At 60.3% G+C, this 2,360-nt stretch carries 2 protein-coding genes; one reads left to right on the top strand and one right to left on the bottom strand.

The window, feature by feature from the left end; translation table 11 throughout:
- Positions 1 to 134: 134 nt before the first annotated feature.
- Positions 135 to 842 carry an IS6 family transposase gene (locus M1105_RS20470; protein ID WP_249582225.1) on the top strand — a complete coding sequence of 236 codons (708 nt, stop codon included), beginning with the start codon at positions 135 to 137 and terminating at the stop codon, positions 840 to 842.
- Positions 843 to 1,098: 256 nt separating this feature from the next.
- Here M1105_RS20470 and M1105_RS20465 read toward each other — a convergent pair.
- Positions 1,099 to 2,360, bottom strand: a 1,262-nt coding sequence (locus tag M1105_RS20465) for an SdiA-regulated domain-containing protein (protein WP_249582224.1), incomplete at its 5' end; no start/stop codon positions are given.

The raw sequence follows: 2,360 nt of genomic DNA, 5'->3' as shown, positions 1-2,360 counted from the left end.
CTGTCAGGGCAATCCCGCTTGAGGCGGGATGCCGCCCTCCCTACCCTCGCGGCATGAGCAGACGCAGCCCTTTCCGCGGCGCTGTCAGAAAGATCTCGGTTGAGACAGGTCGGACGGCCTCGTAGCGTCTTGGGATGAGCAAATCCAACCCGTTCAAGGGCTTTCACAGCAGCCCTGAAGTCATCCGCCTGGCAGTGATGCTCTATGTGAGATTTCCTCTCTCGCTGAGGAATGTCGAAGACCTGCTGCACGAGCGCGGCATCGACATCAGCCACGAGACGGTGAGGTTCTGGTGGAACAGATTTGGCCCGATATTGGCAGCCGAGATCAGGCGCAAACGTGTCGATCGGATGCGCGCCTTTTCGAACTGGCGCTGGCACGTCGACGAGGTGTTCGTGAAGATCAACGGCGAGCGCCATTACCTGTGGCGCGCCGTCGATCATGAGGGTGAAGTCCTGGAAGCCGTCGTCACGAAACGCCGCAACAAGAAGGCGGCATTGAAATTCCTCCGGAAATTGATGGGCCGCTACGGTCGGCCGCTGGAGATCGTCACCGACCGGTTCCCATCGTACCGCGCCGCCCTGCGTGAGCTTGGCGGATCAGATCTGCAGTCGACGGGGCGCTGGTTGAACAACCGTGTCGAGAACTCGCACCTGCCATTGCGACGACGAGAGCGGGCTATGCTCCGGTTCCGGCGAATGCGAAGTCTGCAGACCTTCGCGGCCGTCCATTCCTCGGTCCACAATCTCTTCAACAGCGAGCGCCACCTCCACTCACGTAACAACTTCAAGCTCAGCCGTCCCGCCGCTCTGAAGGAGTGGCGGCAGCTTTGTTCGGCCTAAGTTCCTGTCAAGGCGGGCAAACTGAGACGAGTTAGAATCCGTCTGACAGCTCCCGCCGGCCACGCCAGCCGTAGCGCCCAAAGCAGTCATGCACTAAGACTGAAACCGGACCACTCCATTGGGGCAGGTCACGCTGCTCTCGAGGAGTGGCGTCAGCTCGGCGCGGCCTGAAGGTCGCCGCCTTCAGCCGAACTGAGACTGGTTCGCATTCGTCTGCCAGCACCATCTGCCAGTGCCGCGCCCGATTACCCGGCACCTAGACGAGGCTGACGATGTCATTGATGTTCAGTTCATACATCCGACCGTCAGCGACCTGATCCACCCCATAATCAACAGCGTAGAGGCTGAGCGTATCGCCATCGTTTGGGTCACTGCTCGGAGCTAAGTCGAGACCCTTCAGCGCCGGCAGGATGCCGCTCTTCGGGTTGATGTCGTCGTTGAGAAAGGTGGTCGAAGCCAGAAGCGTACCGCTTTTGTCGATCTGGAAGATCGCGCCGTGTGTCTTGCCGCTGGACACGAGAAAGGTTTGGCTCTGGGAATCGTACGCCAGTCCTTCCGCGTCGGTGATGACACTCGGGAGCCCGAACGAGGACACCAGGTCCCCTGCAACAGTGAGCTCGTAGAGTGTCCGGTCGGCGCCGTCCAAAATGTACATATTCCCTGTCAAGGGATCGAAGACAGGGTCCTCGGCGTCACCGATGCCGAGGCTGGAGAGGTCGATGGTTCCGAGAAGTGTCGTCGGATCGAGAGGGTTCACGATGAAAACTGCTCGCTGGTCGTCGTCGGAAATATAGAGCAGTCCATCCAGCGGATTATAGCCAAGCCCCGTCGGCTCATCCGTGAAGGCCCGCAGCGAGAAAGCATCGACATACGTACCATCGGTCCTCACCGCGAAAAGATTGATACTGCTGAAATATGGGCTTTCGTTATGCTCCGAGTCGGCAATGAAGAGCAGATCGAGCTCCGGTATGTAGGCGATCCCGGACGGATCCCCAGACCCGTAACCGGATGGGTCGTCGGCAGACCAGAGGGTCGTATCGTACGTCGCAATTGCTCTGGAATCGACCGGCGGCGGCGCAGACCCCGGCTCCAGCAGGAGATTGGTGACACCCCACTTGTACGTCACGCCGCCCAGTTTCTCGAAGGTGATCGAGTTGAGACCGGTCTGCAAAAGATCGGCCGAGAGGAACAGCGCGTAGGGCGCGAGGCCCTCGTTCACGCCCGCCGCAACCGTCCCGAGGTTGACGCCATTGACGAGCACCCGCATCTCTTCGGCATCGTCGATGTCGAAGCCGTCGAAGCTCAGCACAAGATCTTCGGGCGCGCCATCGATCACGAAGGATCCATGAACCATGCCGTCCGGATCGAGCGCGTCATTGAACCTGTTGCCGTAGTCGCCTGTCTCCATCACCCCGAGTGTCAACTCGAAGTCTACCGGCTCGGAATCGACCGGCGGCGGCGCAGACCCCGGCTCCAGCAGGAGATTGGTGACACCCCACTTGTACGTCACGCCGCCCA

It is taken from the genome of Thermohalobaculum sediminis (assembly GCF_023487995.1).
Taxonomy (GTDB): Bacteria; Pseudomonadota; Alphaproteobacteria; order Rhodobacterales; family Rhodobacteraceae; genus Thermohalobaculum; species Thermohalobaculum sediminis.
The sequence above is the reverse complement of the archived record's forward strand: the minus strand, read 5'-3'. Positions and strand labels throughout refer to the sequence as shown.